The sequence below is a fragment of the Neisseria sp. HMSC067G12 genome (assembly GCF_001812725.1).
GTDB lineage: Bacteria > Pseudomonadota > Gammaproteobacteria > Burkholderiales > Neisseriaceae > Neisseria > Neisseria perflava.
In genome coordinates this window covers 19,344-40,845 of the sequence record NZ_KV810192.1, presented here as the reverse complement: position 1 = coordinate 40,845, position 21,502 = coordinate 19,344, and the positions used below count along the sequence as shown (strand labels likewise).

The 21,502-nt window shown below is 51.2% G+C and carries 19 protein-coding genes and 1 tRNA gene; 12 read left to right on the top strand and 8 right to left on the bottom strand.

Going from position 1 to position 21,502, the window contains the following annotated elements; translation table 11 throughout:
• Positions 1-46 precede the first annotated feature (46 nt).
• The gene (locus HMPREF2871_RS03530) at positions 47-937 is read left to right on the top strand and encodes an NUDIX hydrolase (RefSeq protein WP_049343715.1); all 891 of its coding nucleotides are present in this window, start codon (positions 47-49) and stop codon (positions 935-937) included.
• Between the two features lie 15 nt (positions 938-952).
• Positions 953-1,894, top strand: a complete 942-nt coding sequence (locus HMPREF2871_RS03525; RefSeq protein WP_049343713.1) for an ABC transporter ATP-binding protein — start codon at positions 953-955, stop codon at positions 1,892-1,894.
• Between the two features lie 284 nt (positions 1,895-2,178).
• On the opposite strand, the gene HMPREF2871_RS03520 is transcribed toward HMPREF2871_RS03525, so the two are convergent.
• The 6 genes from HMPREF2871_RS03520 to HMPREF2871_RS03495 all read right to left on the bottom strand — a co-directional run bounded on the left by HMPREF2871_RS03520 (position 2,179) and on the right by HMPREF2871_RS03495 (position 10,859).
• Positions 2,179-2,901, bottom strand: coding sequence for a pentapeptide repeat-containing protein (locus HMPREF2871_RS03520; RefSeq protein ID WP_049343711.1), 723 nt, complete (start codon positions 2,899-2,901; stop codon positions 2,179-2,181).
• 81 nt (positions 2,902-2,982) lie between these two features.
• A complete protein-coding gene (locus HMPREF2871_RS03515; RefSeq protein ID WP_049343710.1) occupies positions 2,983-5,814 on the bottom strand; it encodes a valine--tRNA ligase in 2,832 nt (943 codons plus the stop codon).
• 96 nt (positions 5,815-5,910) lie between these two features.
• On the bottom strand, positions 5,911-6,720 hold the full coding sequence (zupT, locus tag HMPREF2871_RS03510; protein WP_002224778.1) for a zinc transporter ZupT: 810 nt from the start codon (positions 6,718-6,720) through the stop codon (positions 5,911-5,913).
• Positions 6,721-6,900: 180 nt separating this feature from the next.
• The gene (locus HMPREF2871_RS03505) at positions 6,901-8,157 is read right to left on the bottom strand and encodes a D-amino acid dehydrogenase (protein WP_049343708.1); all 1,257 of its coding nucleotides are present in this window, start codon (positions 8,155-8,157) and stop codon (positions 6,901-6,903) included.
• An 83-nt stretch (positions 8,158-8,240) separates the two neighbouring features.
• Positions 8,241-9,632 (bottom strand): alanine/glycine:cation symporter family protein, encoded by a 1,392-nt coding sequence (locus HMPREF2871_RS03500; RefSeq protein ID WP_049336834.1) that lies wholly within the window; start codon positions 9,630-9,632, stop codon positions 8,241-8,243.
• A gap of 369 nt (positions 9,633-10,001) precedes the next feature.
• Positions 10,002-10,859 carry an ATP-grasp domain-containing protein gene (locus HMPREF2871_RS03495; protein WP_004520216.1) on the bottom strand — a complete coding sequence of 286 codons (858 nt, stop codon included), beginning with the start codon at positions 10,857-10,859 and terminating at the stop codon, positions 10,002-10,004.
• Positions 10,860-10,984: 125 nt separating this feature from the next.
• Between HMPREF2871_RS03495 and HMPREF2871_RS03490 the strand changes: the two genes are divergently transcribed.
• From HMPREF2871_RS03490 to HMPREF2871_RS03470, 5 genes are all read left to right on the top strand, one after another.
• Positions 10,985-12,220: an FAD-binding domain-containing protein gene (locus tag HMPREF2871_RS03490; RefSeq protein ID WP_065422610.1), complete on the top strand. Its 1,236-nt coding sequence runs from the start codon at positions 10,985-10,987 to the stop codon at positions 12,218-12,220.
• A 147-nt stretch (positions 12,221-12,367) separates the two neighbouring features.
• Positions 12,368-13,087 carry a septum site-determining protein MinC gene (minC, locus tag HMPREF2871_RS03485; protein WP_004520214.1) on the top strand — a complete coding sequence of 240 codons (720 nt, stop codon included), beginning with the start codon at positions 12,368-12,370 and terminating at the stop codon, positions 13,085-13,087.
• A gap of 26 nt (positions 13,088-13,113) precedes the next feature.
• Positions 13,114-13,929 carry a septum site-determining protein MinD gene (minD, locus tag HMPREF2871_RS03480; protein ID WP_004520213.1) on the top strand — a complete coding sequence of 272 codons (816 nt, stop codon included), beginning with the start codon at positions 13,114-13,116 and terminating at the stop codon, positions 13,927-13,929.
• Between the two features lie 3 nt (positions 13,930-13,932).
• Positions 13,933-14,196: a cell division topological specificity factor MinE gene (gene minE, locus HMPREF2871_RS03475; RefSeq protein ID WP_003680625.1), complete on the top strand. Its 264-nt coding sequence runs from the start codon at positions 13,933-13,935 to the stop codon at positions 14,194-14,196.
• A 3-nt stretch (positions 14,197-14,199) separates the two neighbouring features.
• Entirely contained in the window at positions 14,200-15,120 is a 921-nt protein-coding gene (locus tag HMPREF2871_RS03470) for a hydrogen peroxide-inducible genes activator (protein ID WP_049330768.1), read from the top strand.
• A gap of 64 nt (positions 15,121-15,184) precedes the next feature.
• On the opposite strand, the gene HMPREF2871_RS03465 is transcribed toward HMPREF2871_RS03470, so the two are convergent.
• The gene (locus HMPREF2871_RS03465) at positions 15,185-15,397 is read right to left on the bottom strand and encodes a glycine zipper 2TM domain-containing protein (RefSeq protein WP_003684747.1); all 213 of its coding nucleotides are present in this window, start codon (positions 15,395-15,397) and stop codon (positions 15,185-15,187) included.
• A 254-nt stretch (positions 15,398-15,651) separates the two neighbouring features.
• Between HMPREF2871_RS03465 and HMPREF2871_RS03460 the strand changes: the two genes are divergently transcribed.
• Together HMPREF2871_RS03460 and HMPREF2871_RS03455 are read left to right on the top strand one after the other, a co-directional pair.
• The gene (locus tag HMPREF2871_RS03460; RefSeq protein WP_036493576.1) at positions 15,652-16,101 is read left to right on the top strand and encodes a CopD family copper resistance protein; all 450 of its coding nucleotides are present in this window, start codon (positions 15,652-15,654) and stop codon (positions 16,099-16,101) included.
• A 33-nt stretch (positions 16,102-16,134) separates the two neighbouring features.
• A complete protein-coding gene (locus HMPREF2871_RS03455; RefSeq protein WP_036493573.1) occupies positions 16,135-17,109 on the top strand; it encodes a TerC family protein in 975 nt (324 codons plus the stop codon).
• Positions 17,110-17,177: 68 nt separating this feature from the next.
• On the opposite strand, the gene HMPREF2871_RS03450 is transcribed toward HMPREF2871_RS03455, so the two are convergent.
• Positions 17,178-17,609, bottom strand: coding sequence for an Ag473 family lipoprotein (locus tag HMPREF2871_RS03450; RefSeq protein ID WP_036493571.1), 432 nt, complete (start codon positions 17,607-17,609; stop codon positions 17,178-17,180).
• A gap of 181 nt (positions 17,610-17,790) precedes the next feature.
• On the opposite strand from HMPREF2871_RS03450, the gene HMPREF2871_RS03445 reads away from it, so the two are divergent.
• The 3 genes from HMPREF2871_RS03445 to lysS all read left to right on the top strand — a co-directional run bounded on the left by HMPREF2871_RS03445 (position 17,791) and on the right by lysS (position 21,312).
• Positions 17,791-17,866: transfer RNA gene (locus tag HMPREF2871_RS03445), tRNA-Lys, on the top strand.
• 312 nt (positions 17,867-18,178) lie between these two features.
• Positions 18,179-19,621, top strand: a complete 1,443-nt coding sequence (gene aldA / locus HMPREF2871_RS03440; protein ID WP_049343707.1) for an aldehyde dehydrogenase — start codon at positions 18,179-18,181, stop codon at positions 19,619-19,621.
• 179 nt (positions 19,622-19,800) lie between these two features.
• Complete coding sequence (gene lysS, locus HMPREF2871_RS03435; RefSeq protein WP_049336982.1) at positions 19,801-21,312, top strand: lysine--tRNA ligase; 1,512 nt, start codon at positions 19,801-19,803, stop codon at positions 21,310-21,312.
• Positions 21,313-21,502: the final 190 nt, after the last annotated feature.

Genomic DNA, 21,502 nt, shown 5'->3' with positions numbered 1-21,502 from the left:
AAACGGCTAAAATCGACGTATCTTTAGTTCTTTTGGAGGATGCGCCATGTCTCAGTCTTTCCGTTTTGAACAGGTATTCGCGTCCGATGTCCACGACGCATTGTGGGATTGGGCGCAAACCAGCTATGGCGCATCCGACGATTGGTGCATTCTGTATCTCAACGGCCTGCCTTTAGGCCGTCTGAACCCATTATGGCGCGAACGCCTCGGGCAAGATTGGACAGGCAGGCAGTCAACCCTTTCAGACGGCCTGAATTTGGAAACAGACAGCTGGGCTCAGATGGGCGACAGTTTACAAACGCTGGCGCAACAATGGCGCGAGTGCGGTTGGCTCAAAGGTTGGCGCGGTGAAAAGTTCGACATCTGCGACCAGTCGGGCAAGCCTTTATGCGCACTCGAACGCGCAGCCTTCCGTCCGTTCGGCCTGATGAGTCAGGCAGTGCATTTGAACGGATTGGTCGAAACAGAAGACGGTTTGCGCTTTTGGATAGGCCGCCGCAGTCCGCACAAAGCCGTCGATCCAAACAAACTCGACAATCTGACCGGCGGCGGCATCAGCAGCGGCGAGAGGCCGTCTGAAGCCGTCTGCCGCGAGGGCGAAGAAGAAGCAGGCATTCCCGCTTCATTAACACCTCATATCCGACCGACTGCCCAAATATATAGTTTGCGCCCCGTTAACCGCGGTGTCCACAACGAAATCCTGTATATCTTCGACATCGTCCTGCCCGAAGGCTTCCAACCCGCCAACCAAGACGGCGAAGTCGCCGGTTTTGAACTGATGGACATCCCCACCCTGCTTGATGCCATGTTGGGCGGACACATGATGCACGATGCCCAGTTGGTCACAATCGAAGCCTGCCGTCGATACGGCCTGATCGACCCCAAACATCTGCTGTCCGCATGGCTCGACAGCATCCGTTGCCGACCCCATTTTTAAAGGCCGTCTGAAACCATGTTACAACTCAAAAACATCAACAAACGCTTCGGCAGCAAAACCGTTGCCCAAGACATTAATCTAAACGTCGAAGCAGGCGAAATCCTCGCCGTACTCGGCCGCTCCGGCTGCGGCAAATCCACCCTGCTCAAAACCATCGTCGGCCTGGTGCGTCCCGACAGCGGCGAAGTTTGGCTCAACGGCGACAACATCACCGACATGCCGTCTGAAAAACGCAATATCTCACTGATGTTTCAAGACTACGCCCTTTTGCCGCATTTAACCGCCCTCGACAACGTCGGCTTCGGCCTCAAAATGCGCCGTCTGCCCAAAGCCGAAATCGAAGAACAATCCATGCAGGCCTTGCGCGACATCGGTTTGGAACACGAAGCGCAACGCAAACCCGAAAGCCTCTCCGGCGGCGAACAGCAACGCCTCGCCCTCGCACGCGCCCTCATCACGCGCCCGTCGCTGTTGCTCTTGGACGAAGCCTTCTCCAGCCTCGACACCCACCTGCGCCACCACCTGCGCACCCTGACCGCCGAACGCATCCGCAGTCAAAACATCCCCGCCATCCTCGTGACCCACTCCGCCGAGGAAGCCTGCACCATGGCCGACACCATCGCCATCATGCACGAAGGCCGCATCCTCCAACACGGCACACCGGAAACCCTTATCCGCCGCCCCGTCAATGCCCAAGCCGCACTGCTGCTCGGTTTGGCCAACACCGGCGACACTCGCTACATCCCCCAACATGCCATCCGATTCGACCCAAACGGCACAGCCGTCCGCATCAGCGAAACCATCCCCCTCGCCGAAGGCACACGCCTTACCCTCACCCATCCGCAATACGGCGATTTGATTTGGTATCCCCACGCCGACCACGATACAGACAAACCGCAAACCGGACAGGAAATCCGCATCAGCGTGGATGAAAGTCAGATTGTTTGGTTTAATTGAATTTTAAGGATTAAGAAAAAGAAAAAGGCCGTCTGAAATTTAAGTTTCAGACGGCCTTTTGGTAACTTGGGTTGAAAATCTAACACAAAACAGATGATTTAAGGGTTTTGTTGGGTCTTGACCCAACCTATGCTTGCTATTAGAACCCCACTAGACCACTTGATATTGACGTTCAACATAATTTTGTAAACAACTAATGAAACAAAACTTAAAACAGTAAAACAATCCATCACCATAGGCAATCCCTCCATCAACATATTTAAAATGAAAGCCTTAACCTCGCATCAGTCCGTAGACGAGCATTCATCAGTCAATTTTGGAATATCAAGCGTAGTGGAGCCGAGGAATTCCTTTTTACCATTATTCTGTATTTTTTTCAAGATGTTGGTTATGTAACTTAGCGATGAAAAATTGCGAGTTACCATAATATTCAGATTTTTTAGGTTATTAATTAAGAATTCTTCACCAAACTCTTCTACGAGAACTTTTAGTGAAACTGTTTCTATCCGTTGTTTTTTTAAATGCAAAATAGAAGATTTACGAATGAATTCATTTTTCTTTAGTAACTTAACCTCTTCAATTAATTGTTTACTGAAACAATGTTCTTGAGGGTACTGTTCTAGGATTTCATTAGTAATATTTTCTTTATTATGCAAAATAGCATTTGATAATGATGGGGAATTAAGAATTTTGCAATTCTCAAAATAACAACTCTCTAGTTTGCTGTTTTCAAATAAGGAGGATGATATAATACAATTTTTAAAGATACATTCTTTTAAGTTGCATTTTCTGAATAGTGCTCCCCTTAAGTAACAATTATCAAAAGTAGAGCCAAATAGTGAACTAAATTTAAATTTAGCACCTATAAAAGAGGCATTGATAAATTTGGAGTGGGAAAAGTTAGAGTGGTAGCTAGTGGTTTTATTAAAATTTTTATGAATAAATTTTTTATTTCTAGTATCAATATTGTTATAGCTGTATCTTTTTTTATCATTATTCACCAACATAATTTGTTCCTTATTTCTAATTAAAGCAGCCTGAAAATCACCTTACCGTTTTCAGGCTGCCTTTCTCACAACCAAACAATACTACCCTTTCAACTTCGCCAACTGAGTTTGCACTTTCGCCATTTTGTCTTCCAATTCCGTCAAATCGGCTTTGTCTTTTTCCACCAAATGCGCGGGGGCTTTTTCGGTGTAGCCGGGTTTGGAGAGTTTAGCGTTGAGTTTGTCCAAGGCTTTTTGCAGCTTCTCGGCTTCTTTGCTCAAACGGGCGGTTTCGGCAGCTTTGTCGATTTCGACTTTCAGCATCAGGCGCGCGCCGTTGCAGACGGCGACGGGGGCATCTTCTGCTTCGGGCAGGTTGTCCACCAGCTTAGCTTCGGCCAGTCGGGTCAGCGACGGCAGGTATTTGAGCAGGCCTTCGAGTTCTGCGCTGCCTTCGACGAAGAGTGGCGCTTTGACGTTTGGCGCGATACCCATTTCACCGCGCAGTTTGCGCACTTCTTCCACCAAGTCTTTCAATGCGGCCATTTTGTCGAAGGCCGTCTGAACGATTTTTTCTTTATCGGCTTGCGGATAGGCGGCCAACATGATGCTGTCGGCGGTTTTGGCATTCGCCAGAGGCGCAACGACCTGCCACAGCTCTTCGGTAATGAAAGGCATGATTGGGTGCAGCAGGCGCAGGATGGTTTCGAGTACGCGCACGAGGGTGCGGCGTGTGGTGCGCTGGGTTGTCGGGCAGCCGGTTTGGATTTGCACTTTTGCCAGCTCGATGTACCAGTCGCAATATTCGTTCCACACAAATTCGTACAGCGTTTGCGCGGCAAGGTCGAAGCGGTAGGTTTCAAAGGCTTCGGCAACCGCGGCTTCGGCTTGTTGCAGTTTGCCGATAATCCATTGGTCGGCAAAGGTAAACGCCAACGGTTGCATTTCGTCTTGACCGCAGTCTTTGTCTTCGGTGTTCATCAACACGAAGTTGGTGGCGTTCCACAATTTATTGCAGAAGTTGCGGTAGCCTTCGGCGCGTTTGAAGTCGAAGTTGACACTGCGGCCGAGGCTGGCGTAGCTCGCCATGGTGAAGCGCAATGCGTCCGCACCCATGCTCGGAATGCCTTCGGGGAAGAGTTTTTTGGTGGCTTCTTCCACTTTCGGCGCGGTTTCGGGTTTGCGCAGGCCGGTGGTACGTTTTACCAGCAGTTTTTCCAAGTCGATGCCGTCGATCAAATCCACAGGGTCGATGACGTTGCCTTCGGATTTGGACATTTTTTTGCCTTCGTGGTCGCGCACGATGCCGTGGATGTACACGTCTTTAAACGGTACTTTGCCGGTAAAGTGGGTGGTCATCATAATCATGCGCGCCACCCAGAAGAAGATGATTTCGTAGCCGGTGACCAAGACATTGGAAGGCAGGAAGGCTTTGAGTTCGTCGGTTTCAGACGGCCAGCCGAGCGTGGAGAAGGGCACGAGCGCGGAGGAGAACCATGTATCCAATACGTCTTCTTCGCGGATCAAACCGGTTTTGCCGGCTTGTTTTTCGGCTTCTTCCTGATTGCGGGCAACGTACACATTGCCTTCGTTGTCATACCACGCAGGGATTTGATGGCCCCACCACAGTTGGCGCGAGATACACCAGTCTTGGATGTTGTTCATCCATTGGTTGTAGGTGTTGACCCAGTTTTCGGGGATAAAGCGCACTGCGCCGCTGTCGACAGCTTTTTTGGCTTTGTCGGCAAGGCTTAAGCCTTTGAATTCGCTGTCAGGCTCGCCGCCGTTTGGCGTGGCGGACATGGCGACAAACCATTGGCTGGTCAGCATTGGTTCAATCACTGAGCCGGTGCGATCGCCTTTCGGCGTCATCAGCGTGTGCGGTTTGATTTCGACCAAGAAGCCTTGTTCTTGCAAATCGGCAACCATTTGTTTGCGCGCGGCAAAGCGGTCCAAGCCTGCGTATTTTTCAGGCAGGGCAAAGCCTGGTTGCGCTTCGCCTTTGAAGTTGAACACTTCGGCGTTTGCCAACACTTTAGCTTCCAGGTCGAACACATTAATCAGGCGCGTATCGTGGCGTTTGCCGACTTCGTAGTCATTGAAGTCGTGTGCAGGCGTGATTTTCACGCAACCTGTGCCGAAGTCTTTTTCAACGTATTCGTCGGCAATCACGGGGATGGTGCGGCCGGTCAGCGGCAGGATTAATTCCTTGCCGATTAAGTGGGTGTAACGTTCGTCTTCAGGATTGACGGCAACGGCAACGTCGCCCAGCAGCGTTTCGGGGCGGGTGGTCGCCACGATAACGGCTTCGGCGGGATTGTCTGCCAGCGGATAGCGGATGTGCCACATAGAGCCTTGTTCTTCCACGCTTTCCACTTCCAAATCAGACACTGCCGTACCCAAAACCGGATCCCAGTTCACCAAGCGTTTGCCGCGGTAAATCAAGCCCTGTTCAAACAGGCGCACGAACACTTCGGTCACGGTTTCGGCGCGCACGTCGTCCATTGTGAAATACTCGCGCGTCCAGTCTGCGGAACAGCCCACGCGGCGCATCTGCTGCGTAATCGTGCCGCCGGAAACTTCTTTCCATTCCCACACTTTTTCCAAGAATTTTTCACGACCCAAGTCATGACGGGACACGTTTTGCGCGGCAAGCTGACGCTCGACCACGATTTGCGTGGCGATGCCCGCGTGGTCGGTACCCGGAATCCAGGCGGTGTTGCAGCCTTTCATGCGGTAGTAGCGGGTCAGGCCGTCCATGATGGTTTGGTTGAAGGCATGACCCATGTGCAGCGTGCCGGTTACATTGGGCGGCGGCAATTGGATGGAGAAAGACGGTTTCGTCAAATCCATATCAGGCTGGAAATAGCCCTGCTCTTCCCAGTTTTGATAATGTTTGGATTCGATTTCGGCTGGATTGTATTTGTCTAACATGATGGAACTTTGTGAAATTAAGGTTATTTTTGATGTGCGGATTATAACGCAAAAAGGCCGTCTGAATCATTTCAGACGGCCTTTGGCATACGGGTTTTAAAAATGGAACAATACCAGGCTGACGGCAATCACCGCCATGCCCGTTGTCAGGCCGTAAACGGTTTCATGGCCGTCTGAATAGCGTTTGGCAGCCGGCAATAGCTCGTCCAATGCCAAAAACACCATCACGCCGGCTATCACGCCGAATACCGAACCAAACACGGCAGGCGATAAAAACGGCTGCAAAACCAAATAGCCCAAAGCCGCCCCCAAAGGCTCGGCCAAGCCTGATAGCAGACACGCCCATACCGTTTTCTTACGGCTTCGGGTGGCAAAATAAACCGGCGCGGCAATGGAAATGCCCTCCGGAATATTATGGATGGCAATCGCCAAGGCCAAAGGCATCCCGACCGCCGGATTTTCCAAGGTGGCAAAAAACGTCGCCAAGCCTTCGGGAAAATTGTGCGCCGTAATCGCAAACGCCGCCATCATGCCGACTCGCGCGATATGGCGGCGTTTGCTTTCTTGAAACGACGGGTCTTGCGCATCTAAAGTTTCATGCGGGTTCGGCACCAGGCGGTCAATCAGCGCGATGCCGCCCATCCCGGCCAAAAATGCCATGGTCGCCGCCGCAAACGCGTGGTCTTTATCATAAATTTCAGCGAACGCCTCGCTGGATTTGCTGAAAATCTCCGTCAGGGAAACATACACCATCGCACCGCCGGCAAATGCCAAACCAAACGACAACACGCGCGGATTGGGCGTTTTGGAAAACATCACTAAACCGCTGCCTAATACGGTAAACAAACCGGCAGCCAACGTGATGGAAAAGGCAACGGCCAAATTGGACATCGAAAAATCGGGCATGAGAAAACCTGCACTAAAAGCTGGGACAGGTTCAGACTAACACTTTTTAATGAATATGATAATAGTTATTATTTATTTTATTGATTGGACGCAATACTCATAAAGCTAAGGGCCGTCTGAAAAATATTTTTCAGACGGCCCTTAAGTTTGAAATATCACCAAACCTTATCGCTTTCCAGCTTAAGCCTGATAGCGCGACAGGCTCAAGTCGTCGCTGCGGATTTCGGTGTCTTTGCCGCTCACGATATCGGCGGTCAATTTTGCCGAACCCAGCGACATGGTCCAGCCTAAAGTACCGTGGCCGGTATTTAGGAACAGGTTTTCAAAGCGGGTGCGGCCGATTAACGGCGTGCTGTCGGGCGTCATCGGTCTGAGTCCGCTCCAGAACAATGCCTGATTCAAGTCGCCGCCTTCGGGGAACAAATCGTTGACGACCAAAGCCAAGGTTTCGCGGCGTTTTTCGGGCAGTTTGATTTCGTAGCCCGACAATTCCGCCATACCGCCGACGCGGATTCTGTTGTCGAATCGTGTGATGGCGACTTTGTAGCTTTCGTCCAAAACGGTGGAAACCGGCGCGCCGTCGGAATTTGTGACCGGCAGGGTCAAGGAATAGCCTTTGACGGGATAAATCGGCAGATTGAGGTCCAACTGCGCCAAAACCGTCCTGCTGAAGCAGCCGAGCGCGCAGACGAAGGCATCTGCTTCAAACCGTTCTGTTTCGGTTTCGATTGCGCTGATGCGTAATCCGTTATGGTCGATGCGGCTGATGGTTTGGTTGAAGTGGAACTGTACGCCCTTCTCCAGACACAATTTGTATAGGTTTTCGGTGAAGAGGTGACAGTCGCCGGTCGCATCCGCCGGCAGGTGCAGGCCGCCGGCAATTTTGGCGGTAACGTGCGCCAGCGCAGGCTCGAATTCTGCGCATTCTTCGGGTTTCAGACGGCGGTACGGCACGCCGTAGCGTTCCAAAACGGCAATGTCTTGTTCTGCCGCTTCAACTTCTTTGGCTTGACGGAAAATCTGCAACGTCCCTTTTTTGCGCCCTTCAAAATTCATGCCGGTTTGCGCTTCAAAACGGCGGAACATTTCACGGCTGTATTCGGAAATTCTGACCATGCGCTCTTTATTGATTTGATAGCGCGCTGCCGTGCAGTTTTGCAGCATTTGCCACAGCCATTCGATTTGATACAGGCTGCCGTCAGGGCGAAACAGCAAAGGCGGATGGCTTTTAAACAGCCATTTCAGCGCTTTGGTCGGGATGCCGGGTGCCGCCCAGGGCGTGGTATAGCCGTAAGAGAGCTGGCCTGCATTGGCAAAACTGGTTTCCATCGCCACGCCCTCGGCGCGGTCGATGACCGTTACTTCATGCCCTGCCTCTGCCAGATACCACGCGGAAGATACGCCGGCAACACCAGCACCTAAAACAAGCACTTTCATTTTTCTCCTCCTCTGACTTTTTTCAAAACAAACTTAATATCCATCGGGCCGTCTGAATGTTCAGGTTCAGACGGCCTTGGACATTAATGCGGCAATTCGCCGTTTTTGATTTTTTGTTTGAAGTCACGCGTTTCATTGACGATGACTTTCGCCATCAACAAAAGCGCAATCAGGTTGGGCAATGCCATCAAGCCGTTGAATGTATCCGAAGCCAGCCACACCAAATCAAGGCTCAACACGGTTCCCAGCATAACTGAAGAAACATAACCAACGCGGTACAAACCGGCAAACTTCTCGCCGAAGACGTAAACCGCGCATTTCTCGCCGTAATAACACCAGCCGAGAATGGTTGAGTAGGCAAAGAAAATCAGGCCGATGGTGACAATCCAGCCGCCGATACCGGGCAGCATTTTTTGGAAAGTGACGGTTGTCAGCGCCGCGCCGCTCAATTCAGGTTTGACAAACTCGCCACCTGCGCCGAGCAGACCCATGACCAACACGATACCGGTAATCGAGCAGACAACGATGGTGTCCAAAAAAGTACCGGTCATGGAAACCAAAGCCTGACGAACGGGGTGGTCGGTTTTCGCGGCGGCGGCGGCAATCGGCGCAGAACCCATACCTGCCTCATTGGAGAACACGCCGCGCGCCACGCCGTAGCGGATGACCGTACCGATGGCACCGCCGGCCACAGCTTGCGCGCTGAACGCATCGGAGAAAATCAGTTTGACGGCAGGCATCAGTGCGTCAGAATTCACGACAATAATGGAAATACCGCCCACTACATAAAACACTGCCATGGCAGGTACGATAAAGGACGCGGCTTTGGCAATGCCCTTAATGCCGCCCAAAAGCACGATGGCCGTTAATACGGTCAATATCACGCCGGTATAGGCAGGTTCGACGCCGAAGCTGGTTTGTACTGCCTGCGCGACTGAGTTGGACTGCACCGAGCTGCCGATACCGAAGGAAGCGAATGTGCCGAACAGGGCAAATGCGACGGCCATCCATTTCCAGTTTTTGCCCAAGCCTTTTTCAATGTAATACATCGGGCCGCCGGACATTTCGCCTTTGGAATTGGTGACGCGGTATTTCACCGCCAACACGCCCTCGCCGTATTTGGTGGCCATACCGAAAATGGCGGTCATCCACATCCAAAATACTGCGCCCGGGCCGCCGGTTACCACCGCAGTCGCCACACCGGCGATGTTACCCGTACCGATGGTGGCGGACAGCGCGGTCATCAACGCCGCGAAATGGGAAATATCGCCTTCGTGGTCTTCGCCGTCTTCATGCTTCTTTGACGGCATAAACGCCTGTTTCAGCGCATAACCCAACATGGTGAACTGCAAGCCTTTCAGCAAAACGGTCAGCAAAATGCCCGTACCGACCAGCAGCATCAACATAATAGGTCCCCAGACCCAGCCGCTGATGGTTTCGAAAAAGGCTTTGAGATTGTCTAAAAACAATTGCATGGCTTTCTCCTTTGTCTGTTTTATTTTTTATGCACTACTTTTTGTAGTGTCATGTAATTTCAGCACAGAATATTCAATAAGACAATATCTTTCTTTTTAAAAAGATTTTTGAGGTTTTACCCTAAAAAGATATCTATTTAGACCGATCAGATTGTTTACAATCCGCTAAAAATAAAGGCTGCGGCCGAGATAAAATGCCAAATGAAAGTTAATCAACCATCAATTAAGACTGCAACAATTAAAATGACACAATCGACAAATGGCACATTATTGAAAAATACAAACATGCAAATCTTGTTTTAAAAAGCTTCAGGCCGTCTGAAAGATGGTTTTCAGACGGCCTGAGGCTTGTTAATTATATTGATAAAATCAGGTTGATGAATGTTGCCCAAGCAACTGCGCCAGCACTCGGGCAAAGCGTTCCGTTGCGCCTTCGCTGGTGTGCAAATACAGGGCTGGCTCGATGAGTTCCAACTCATTGAGCAGGAAGGTGTCACCGACCAATGTACCATCCACTCGGGCGTAAACCGGCATTTGCGGCAAAGCGGCCAGTACATCTTGTGCGGCACTGATGGCAAACTCGGGTGGCTCAATACCGAACACCGACACACCATAGGCCGAGTTGGCGCGCCATTCGCCTTGCGGCGGCTGACGGCGCACGGCATGGCTGAATGCGCCGTTGAAAAACACCAGCGATGTTTCGCCTGCTGTTTCGATTTCGCGGATATATGGTTGAACAATCATACCTTGCGGATAATCCGCCATGTTCACGTCCAATGCCTCCGCACAAACTTTAACCACGCCTTTGCCGCTCTGCCCAAATGCCGGCTTGATGACCGCTTCCGTCCAGCCCTGTTGGTTCAGGATGTCGGCCAATTCGGCTTTTTGCGGCGGAACGAACACACTGGGAATCACTTGCGCTCCGCGCGCCGCCAAATCGCATAAATAAGTCTTTTCCATATTCCAAGCCATCAATTCGGGCGGATTGATAAAACGCTGCCCTGCCTGCCCGGCATGTTCCAGCCATTGGCGGAAGGCTTCGGGTTCGGCGGCATAATCCCATGCGCACAAAGGCAGTAAAAACGTCGCAGACGGATGGTTTTGCCACGCATCAAATACGGTTTTCACGCCCATGCTTTCCAAGCATGCCGCCAATGTTTTCAGGTTGTCCGATGGTTCGGGATAAGTTTGGCAGGTAATGAGTGCCAAAACGGTTTGCTCGGTCATGGTTGCCGCCTCATTGCTAAAACCAAAATTATATAGCGAAATCAAACCAAAAGATTTTTCAGACGGCCTGATACATGAGGCCGATTCTGATAAAATGGTTTCCCCTTTTTCGTCGGAACATGCTCATGAAATCTGCTCACGTCCTTGTCTGGTTCCGCCGCAACCTCCGCCTGCATGACAATGCCGCGCTTAATGCCGCCGTTGCAAGCGGTTTGCCCATCACCTGCGTCTGGGTCAGCCAAAGACCGTCTGAAAACCACAATCCGCGTCAAAGCCTGTTCCATTATCAAGCCGCACAAGAACTGCATACCCGTCTGGCGGCACACCATATTCCCTTATATGTCGTCGCTTCCGACGAAGACCTCCTCCCCTTGGCTGCTGCGCTTAATGCCCATACCGTCATCACAGACGAAGCCTACACCGAAGCCGAAATCCGCCAAGACAACCACCTCTGGCACAATTTCGACCAAGCAGGCATTGCCCTGCAACACGCCAACGACCGCGGCATTTTGGCCAAATCCCCCCTCATGGATGCCAACGGCCTGCCCTACACCGATTTTGCCGCCTATAAACAAGCATGGTTGCAGGCTTATTCAGGACAAAGGCCGTCTGAAACCAAATTGCCTGTTCAAATCGGACAAAACGTTCCACTGTTTCCAGCCCATACCGGCGCAGTATTGCCTGCCTATCAGCAGAGCGGCGAAACCGCAGCCTTAACGCAATGGCACGCGTTCAAACAGAATTTGGTTCACTACCCGATTACCCAAAATTTTCCGGCACGAAAAAACACCAGCCTCCTCAATGCCTACCTGTCCGCAGGCTGCATTTCCCCGCGCCTGCTGGCTGCCGAAAGCTTGGCAAACCGACATTTCGAGTGGCTGGACAAGCTCATTTTCCGCGACTACTGCTACCAGCTCGCCTACCACCGCCGCCTGCCCGAAACAACCGATGCCGCCCCGGTACGCGAATACTGGCGACACGGCCAAACCGGCGTGCCCATCATCGACGCCTCCATCCGCGGCCTCGAAGCCACCGGCCACTTACACCCCGTTCTCCAGCAGCTGTGCGCCCACTATTTCTGCCATGCCCTCAACTTCGACCCCAACCAAGGCATCGCGTGGACAGCCTCCGTCCAAACTGGCACCGACCCTGCGCTCAACCAAGCCAACTGGCACCTTGCCGCCCAAGACACGGCCACCGTCCGCTATGCCCACCGTTCGCACCAAATCGACCCCGACGGCAGCTACATCCGCAGTTACCTCCCCGAATTGGCGCACCTGCCGTCCACCCTCATCCACACGCCGTGGGCCGCCGCCGACGACATCGACACACACGGCTATCCCTTTCCCAAGGCCGTCTGAAACCTACGTTCACACCAAAAAACCACACTAAATACAGCTAAAAAACGTTCAAACAAAATATTTTGGTTTCAGACGGCCAAACAGATTGAATAGCCAAGATTTACACGGTAAACTTACGTCATTAAAAAATTTTATTATTTCATTACAATGAAACCCGCATTCGACATAAAAACGTCACGTTTGGACGTCTTATCCATCCATCTGCACACCGCAGATCTAACCGAATTGGAAGAATTCCTGCGCCAACTGGCAGGCCAATCCCAAGACGAATTCGTTCCCTTCATTTTAGACGTACAAGATTTCGACCATCCCGAATCCATCGATTTGGGCGGCATGATTTCCCTGTTTGCCCGTTACGGCATGCAAATTTTAGGGCTGCACCACACCAGCGACACATGGGCAGCGGCGGCGGCGCGTTACCACTTGGTATTCAAACAAGGCAACTCCACCCAAGCAGCCGACACACAGGCAGCGCCTACCCCGCGCCAAGCACCGCAGCCGCAAGACGTACAAGCCACCGTTATCAATAATCCGACCGTATTGGTCAGCACGCCCGTACGTACCGGCCAGCAGGTTTACGCTGAAAACGGCGACCTCATCGTTACCGGCATCGTCAGCCAAGGTGCGGAGCTTATCGCCGACGGCAACATCCATATTTACGCCCCCATGCGCGGCAGAGCGTTGGCCGGTGCAAAAGGCAACACCAACGCGCGCATCTTTATTCATTCCATGCAGGCCGAATTAGTCTCCGTTGCCGGCATCTACCGCAACTTCGAGCAAGACCTGCCCGAGCATCTGCACAAAAAACCCGTACAAGTATCATTGCAAGACAACCGACTGGTTATCAGCGCAATCGACGCCGAATAAACATCAGTACTTAAAAAGGAAATATCGTGTCCAAAATCATCGTAGTAACTTCAGGTAAAGGCGGCGTAGGCAAGACCACTACCAGCGCCAGCATCGCAACCGGCCTGGCCCTGCGCGGCCACAAAACCGCCGTAATCGACTTCGACGTCGGTTTGCGCAACCTCGACCTGATTATGGGTTGCGAACGCCGCGTCGTGTATGACCTCATCAACGTCATCCAAGGCGAAGCCACACTCAACCAAGCCCTGATTAAAGACAAAAACTGCGAAAACCTCTACATCCTGCCCGCTTCGCAAACCCGCGATAAAGACGCACTGACCCGCGAAGGCGTGGACAACGTGATGAAAGAGCTGGCCAGCGAAAAAATGGGCTTCGAATTCATTATCTGCGATTCCCCTGCCGGTATCGAACAAGGTGCACTGATGGCACTCTACTTTGCCGACGAAGCCATCATTACCACCAATCCGGAAGTATCCAGCGTCCGCGACTCCGACCGTATCTTGGGCATTTTGCAAAGCAAATCCCGCAAAGCCGAACAAGGCGGTACTGTTAAAGAGCACTTGCTGATTACCCGCTACTCCCCTGAGCGCGTGGCTAAAGGCGAAATGCTGTCTGTACAAGACATCTGCGATATCTTGCGTATTCCGTTGATCGGTGTGATTCCTGAATCACAAAACGTCCTGCAAGCTTCCAACGCCGGCGAACCTGTCATCCACCAAGACAATGCCGCAGCAGCAGAAGCCTACAAGGACGTTATCGCCCGCCTCTTGGGTGAAAACCGCGAAATGCGTTTCCTCGAAGCTGAGAAGAAAAGCTTCTTAAAACGACTGTTCGGAGGTTAATACATGTCACTGCTCGATATGCTGTTCGGCAGAAAGCCGAAAACCGCCACAGTCGCGCGCGACCGCCTGCAAATCATCATCGCGCAAGAACGCGCACAAGAAGGCCAAGCTCCGGACTATCTGCCGACCCTGCGTAAAGAGTTGTTGGAGGTCCTGTCCAAATACGTCAACGTATCATTGGACGACATCCGCATCTCCCAAGAGAAACAAGACGGCTTGGACGTTCTTGAGCTGAACATCACCCTGCCGGAACAAAAAAAGGCTTAACACATGACCTTGACCGAATTGCGTTACATCGTAGCCGTCGCACAAGAACGTCACTTCGGACGTGCCGCACGACGCTGCTTTGTCAGCCAGCCCACCCTCTCCATCGCCATCAAAAAGCTGGAGGAAGAGCTGTCGGTATCCCTGTTCGACCGTAGCAGCAACGACATCATCACAACCGAAGCGGGCGAGCGCATTGTCGCCCAAGCCCGACGGGTTTTGGAAGAAGCCGAACTCATCAAGCACCTTGCCAATGAAGAGCAAAACGAATTGGAAGGTGCGTTCAAACTCGGCCTGATTTTCACCGTTGCCCCCTACCTTCTGCCCAAGCTCATTACCGCGCTGCGTGAAACCGCGCCGAAAATGCCGCTGATGCTGGAAGAGAACTATACCCACATCCTGACCGAGTCGCTCAAACGCGGCGATGTCGATGCAATCGTCGTTGCCGAACCGTTCCAAGAGCCGGGCATCGTAACCGAGCCTCTGTATGACGAACCTTTCTTCGTCATCGTTCCCAAAGGACATCACTTTGAAGAACTCGATGCCGTTACGCCTCAGCTTTTGGGCGAAGAACAAGTGTTGCTGCTGTCCGAAGGCAACTGTATGCGCGACCAAGTATTGGCAAGCTGTTCCGAATTGGCTTCCAAACAGAAAATCCAAGGTTTGACCAATACCCTGCAAGGTAGCTCCATCAACACCATCCGCCACATGGTTGCCAGCGGTTTGGCTATCAGCGTCATGCCGGCTACCGCCTTGACCGAAAACGACCATATGCTTTTCAGCATTATCCCGTTTGAAGGCACTGCACCACACCGCCGTGTCGTTTTGGCCTATCGCCGCAACTTTGTCCGACCGAAAGCACTGACTGCCTTGCGCACGGCTATTTTGCAATCGCAACTGACCGGTGTAACGTTCGTCAACGAATAAACCGTAAAACAAAAGGCCGTCTGAATATTCAGACGGCCTTTTTTATTTTTAACCGAATAAAGGATTAGTAGCGGGTATGAACCTGGCTGCCGATAACGCCACCCAAAGCCGCGCCACCCAAGGTAGAGCCGGTATCGCCACCAATCAAGTTACCTGCCACGCCACCCAATACCGCACCAGCAGCAGTGTTGCGTTGGGTTTGAGTCATATTGGCACATGCACCCAAAGAGGCAGCCAGCATGATCAAGGTCACAGTTTTTGCAAAAGTTTTCTTCATGGTTTGATTCTCCATCAGGGGTTAAGCTGTATATGGAACAGTATGGCACAACCTTTCATTAATATATTTTCTGATAAGTAAAGACAGATTAAACTAAGATAACGCTCTTAATGAACGGTTAAATGCAAAAACAAACGGCAATTCCAAAAGAATATTTATAAATTTTAATATATTTGGCATAAAATTGCGCATACATCAACCACATTCGGTAGTGATACAATGACGACTTGTCTGAATTACCGGAAACACCCGTCATGAGTATCTACGCACTGGCACACATCATCCACGTTTATTGCGCGATTGCCTTTGTCGGCGGCGTATTTTTCGAAATGCTGGTCCTCTCCGTTTTACACACCGGCCGCGTTTCGCGCGAATCGCGCCGCGAAGTCGAACGTGCCATGTCCTATCGTGCCGTCCGCGTGATGCCGCCTGTCGTCATTACCCTGTTCATCAGCGGCATCGTGATGGTGTACAACCGCTACCTGCCGATACTGCACCACCCATTCGACAGCTCCTTCGGCATCATGCTGAGCATCAAAATCCTGTTGGCAGTAAGCGTTTTGGTACATTTTGCCATCGCCGTCGTCAAAATGGCACGGCACACCCTTACCGTCGGCTGGTCGAAATACATACACGCCGTCGTATTCAGCCATATGCTGTTTATCGTCTTTTTTGCCAAAGCAATGTTCTACCTGTCTTGGTAAACCTTACCCATACCCCACACACAAGGATTGTTTATGACCCAATACCCGTCCGTCGGCTCGCCGATGTTTTACGGCATCTTCTTTATTGCCGTCTTAATTATGATCGCCATCGATATGGTGTCGCTGAAAAAAAACGGCGCCCACAAAGTCAGCATTAAAGAAGCCCTCGCCTGGAGCGGCATTTGGGTGGCCGTATCCTGCGCGTTTGCCGGCTGGCTCTATTTCGAACTGGCGGGCAACCCGGCTTACGGGGTCGTTGTCGCCAAAGAAAAAGTCCTCGAATTCTTCACCGGCTATGTGCTCGAAAAATCCCTTGCCGTCGACAACATCTTCGTTTTCCTGATGATTTTCGGCTATTTCAAAGTCGAACCCAAATTCCAACACCGCGTCCTGCTCTATGGCGTATTCGGCGCCATCGTCCTGCGCGCCATCATGATTTTCATCGGCGCGGCACTGGTACAGCAATTCGAATGGATTCTCTACCTTTTCGGCGCATTCCTGCTCTATACCGGCATCCACATGATGAAACCCGAATCGGAAGAAGAGGAAGACCTTTCCCAAAACAAAATCCTGACCCTGCTCAAAAAAGTCATCCCGACCAGCCAACAGTTTGACGGTGAAAAGTTCTTTACCATCGAAAACGGCAAACGCATCGCTACGCCGCTTTTGCTGGTATTGATTATGATCGAATTGAGCGACGTCATCTTCGCCGTGGACAGCATCCCCGCTATTTTTGCCGTAACCACCGACCCGTTCATCGTCCTCACTTCCAACATTTTTGCCATCTTGGGCCTGCGTGCCATGTACTTTTTACTGGCGGATTTTGCCGAACGCTTTATCTTCCTCAAATACGGCTTGGCTTTCGTATTGAGCTTTATCGGTATCAAGATGCTGATTATGCACTGGGTACATATCCCGATTTCCATTTCCCTGTCCGTCGTCTTTGGCGCACTGGGCGCATCCATCCTGACTTCTTTGGTGTACACGCGTCAGCAAGAAAAAAAATAATCCGCCGATACAAAAAGGCCGTCTGAAAAACATTTTTCAGACGGCCTTTTCAAATATCGGACACCGGCTTATTTAGCAGCATCTTTCAATTTGTCGGCAGCTTCTTGAGTTGCATCGGCAGCTTTACCCAAAGCATCTTTAGCCGCATCTTTGGCAGCGTCTTTAGCTTCGCCCACAGCAGCTTTTGCATCGTCCAAAGCTTTGTCGCTGGCTTCTTTAGCACCGTCGATGGCTTTACCGGTAGTTTCTTTAGCATCGGAAATTGCTTTCTCCGCAGTTTCCTTCGCATCGGCACCGGCTTCTTTAGCGTCAGAAACAGCTTGCGCAGCAGCGCCTTTAGCTTCGGAAGCAGCAGCATCGGCAGCAGAAGCCGCGTGTTCGGCAGCAGCGTTTACATCAGAAGCAACGGCAGAAGCCGCTTCTTGAGTTTCCTGTTTCGCCTCTTGAGAACAAGCAGCCAAACCAGCCACCATCATCGCAGCAATCAATAATTTTTTCATGTTGTATATCCTTTGGTCTAAAAAATATCCATCAGAACTGACAGATTAGAAAATCATAACATAATTAATACTCGGAAACGGGAGAATTAACGCCAAATAACAACCGATTTACGTTTTTTGAAAAAAATTTCAAAAAACAGTTGACGGAAAGAAACAAGCTCCCTATAATGCACAGCTTATCGGGTCGTTAGCTCAGTCGGTAGAGCAGCGGACTTTTAATCCGTTGGTCGAGCGTTCGAATCGCTCACGACCCACCAAATATAAAAACCTGCTTTGAAAAAAGCAGGTTTTTTTACATCCCTATCAAACCCTTCTCCATACGATAGCTCCCTTATCTTCAAAATCAAGCCATATGCAGGCTTTGTCCCAATGCCGCGTATGAACGCTACCCAACGCATCACACCTGCACCAACCTACCTTTAATCAACCAAGCCCGACTCCCCCTTCCATCAACTTTTTCTAAAAACTTCCAAATACCTACCGTCAACCCACTCTAAATACTCTTGTATGCCAGACAATTTAGGCATAGACTGAAACTACATTCAACTACAACAATAGGAGAAAGTTTGATGAAACAACTGTCTATGTATATCAACGGCCGTTTTGAAACCGATTTTAACGGCACATGGCGCGACGTATTGAATCCGGCAACAGAAGAAGTCATCGCGCGCGAGCCTAAAGGCGGAAAAGCCGATGTTGACCGTGCCGTTGCCGCCGCCAGAGAGGCGCAATCCGCATGGGAGCGTTTGCCTGCCGTTGAACGCGGCGCATACTTGCGCAAAATCGCCCAAGGCATACGCGAACGCGCCGACGAGCTGACCGACACCATTGTCGCCGAAGGTGGCAAAACCAAAGACTTGGCACGCATAGAAGTCATGTTCACTGCCGACTATCTCGATTATCAAGCCGAATGGGCGCGCCGTTATGAAGGCGAAATCATCCAAAGCGACCGCCCGCGCGAAAATATTTTATTGTTCAAACGTCCTTTAGGCGTGATCGCCGGCATTTTGCCGTGGAACTTCCCATTCTTCCTGATCGCCCGCAAAATGGGCCCGGCTTTGGTAACAGGCAATACCATCGTCGTCAAACCGAGCAGCGTAACCCCGATTAACTGTCACATTTTTGCTGAAATCGTTCACGCTTCAGGCTTACCGGCCGGCGTATTCAACGTCGTCAACGGCCCAGGCGCAGAAATCGGCAACGCCTTGGCATCGCATCCGCAAGTCGATATGGTCAGCCTGACCGGTTCTGTCGATGCAGGCCGCCAAGTGATGGAAGCTGCCGCCGCCAACATTACCAAAGTCTCACTGGAACTGGGTGGCAAAGCCCCTGCCATCGTTTTGAAAGACGCGGATTTAGACTTGGCAGTGAAATCCATCTTGGCTTCTCGCGTCGGCAACACCGGCCAAATCTGCAACTGCGCCGAACGCGTGTATGTCCACAACAGCCTGAAAGACGCATTTATTGAAAAAATGACCGCCGCCATGAAAGGCGTGCGCTACGGCAATCCAGCTAAGGCCGAACCTGGCGCACTGGAAATGGGCCCATTGATTGAAGAGCGCGCCGTCAAAGCCGTTGCCGAGAAAGTCGAACGTGCAGTTCAACAAGGCGCAACTTTGGTTTGCGGCGGCAAACGTGCCGACGGCAAAGGCTACTTCTTCGAACCTACCCTGCTGACCAATACCGACAACAGCATGGACATCATGAAGGAAGAAACCTTCGGCCCCGTCCTGCCTGTTGCCACTTTCGACACGCTCGATCAAGTCATTGCTTTGGCAAACGACAGCGAATTCGGCCTGACCAGCTCCGTCTATACCACCAATCTGAATGAAGCGTTTTATGTAACCCGCCGTCTGCGTTTCGGCGAAACCTACATCAACCGCGAAAACTTTGAAGCCATGCAGGGCTTCCATGCCGGTTGGAAAAAATCAGGTATCGGCGGCGCCGACGGCAAACACGGCTTGGAAGAATATCTGCAAACCCAAGTTGTTTATTTAGAAACCGATATCTAACTGCCGATACTGCCCTTCATAAAACAAAAGGCCGTCTGAAACCGATTTTTCAGGTTTCAGACGGCCTTTCTGGCTTTATAGAAAAAAATACCGACATCGCGTAAAATAGAGCCAATTTTTCACTTTATTCAGGCCGTCTGAACACTCCGGCAGCCTGACTTATTTTTCCGGAAAACACCATGAGCGAACAAAACAATCCTCAAATCGAGCCGCAGTTGGACGAAAACCAAATCATCGCCCTGCGCCGCGAGAAACTGCACAACATCCGCAAAGAACGCAACGCCTACCCTAACGATTTCAAACGCGACAGCTTCGCCGCCGACCTGCATACCCAATACGGTGAAATCAGCAAAGAAGAACTCGACCCGCAAGGCATTCCCGTCAAAGTAGCCGGCCGCATGATGCTCAAACGTCAAATGGGCAAAGCCAGCTTCGCCACCATTCAAGACGTTACCGGTCAAATCCAGCTTTATCTGAACAACAAAGGTGTGAGCCAAGAAGTTTTGGACGACTTCAACCACTGGGACTTGGGCGACATCGTCGGCGCGGAAGGTACTTTGTTCAAAACCAACCACGGCGAATTGACCGTGCGCGTGTCCAACATCCGCCTGCTATCCAAATCCCTGCGCCCTCTGCCGGACAAACACAAAGGTTTGAGCGATCAGGAAACCAAATACCGTCAACGCTACGTCGATTTGATTGCCAACGAAGAATCACGCAATACCTTCATCAAACGCAGCCAAATCATCCAATCCGTGCGCAATTTCATGGTCAACGAGCATTATTTGGAAGTTGAAACCCCAATGATGCACCCGATTCCGGGCGGTGCGACGGCAAAACCGTTCGTTACCCACCACAATGCCTTGGACATTCCGCTCTATCTGCGCATCGCTCCCGAGCTGTATCTGAAACGCTTGGTTGTCGGCGGCTTGGAACGCGTGTTTGAAATCAACCGCAGCTTCCGTAACGAGGGCATGTCCGTACGCCACAACCCTGAATTCACCATGATCGAATTCTACGAAGCCTTCTCCGACTACGAACGCATGATGCAAATGGCGGAAGACATCATCCGCAACGCTTCCCGCGCGGTAAACGGCACGGCAAAAATCAGCTACAACGGCAAAGAAGTCGATTTGGAAAGCCCGTTTGAACGCCTGACCATTCTCGAAGCCATCAAGAAATACAATCCGCACTACACCGACGAGCAGTTGAACGATGAAGAATGGCTGAAAAAAGAAATCGTCAAACACGGCGAAAGCCTGCCTCCGTCTCCGGGCATCGGCAGCCTGCAACTTGCCCTGTTTGAAGGTTGTGCAGAAAGCAAACTGTGGAACCCGACTTTCATCATCGACTACCCTGTCGAAGTATCGCCATTGGCACGCGCATCCGACAGCAAACCGGGTTTGACCGAACGCTTCGAGCTTTTCGTTGTCGGCCGCGAACTGGCAAACGGCTACTCCGAGTTGAACGATCCGGAAGATCAAGCCGAACGCTTCAAGGCACAAGTGGCGCAAAAAGACGCTGGCGACGACGAAGCCATGCACTACGATGCCGACTACATCCGTGCCATGGAATTCGGCCTGCCGCCGACCGGCGGCTGCGGCATCGGCATCGACCGCTTGGTAATGTTGCTGACCGATTCGCAAACCATCCGCGACGTGATTCTGTTCCCGCAAATGCGTCCCGAATAACACATTGAAATAAAATCAAGGCCGTCTGAAAACAAGATTCTGTTTTCAGACGGCCTTTTTGTTCAAATATGTAAAACGGAAAAATTAAAATCGACAATTCCTTTACATTATAATAATAAAATTCCATGATAATCAAAAGCATAATATAAAAAAGAATATGTAAACGTTTTTCAGTTTGTTGACAGTCTGC